Source organism: Ectothiorhodospira shaposhnikovii, from assembly GCF_016584105.1.
In the GTDB taxonomy this organism is placed as follows: domain Bacteria; phylum Pseudomonadota; class Gammaproteobacteria; order Ectothiorhodospirales; family Ectothiorhodospiraceae; genus Ectothiorhodospira; species Ectothiorhodospira shaposhnikovii.
Genome location: NZ_NRSM01000112.1, coordinates 1 through 320 on the forward strand (window position 1 = coordinate 1; position 320 = coordinate 320).

Consider the following 320-nt stretch of genomic DNA (forward strand, 5'->3'; position numbering starts at 1 on the left):
GTCGCCATTGCAAAGCTGCCCTGGTAGGCCACCGGCGAGCATCCTGCCATCGAGTACCTTGCCAAGCTGCAAGCTTTATATCTCAAAGGATCCAGAAAGCTGCCAGTTGAAGTGGTGGCACCAAGTCTGGGAATGATCTGGCAGGTTTCGATCTCCAGCCCAGACCGGGAACGGGCGTTTCAGGCGTTGGAGGTGGCCACCCTGTTTGCCCTGCGCCGCGCGGTGCGCAATGGCTCGGTCTGGATTGAGCACAGCCTGAGCTTTCGGGGTCGTGCGCGCTTGTTCTTCACGGACGAGCGTTGGCAGGCAGAGTCCAAGAA

At 59.7% G+C, this 320-nt stretch carries 1 pseudogene; it reads left to right on the forward strand.

From position 1 onward, the window contains the following. Nucleotides 1–320 (forward strand): annotated as a pseudogene (locus CKO35_RS17630) (Tn3 family transposase); the annotation flags it as partial.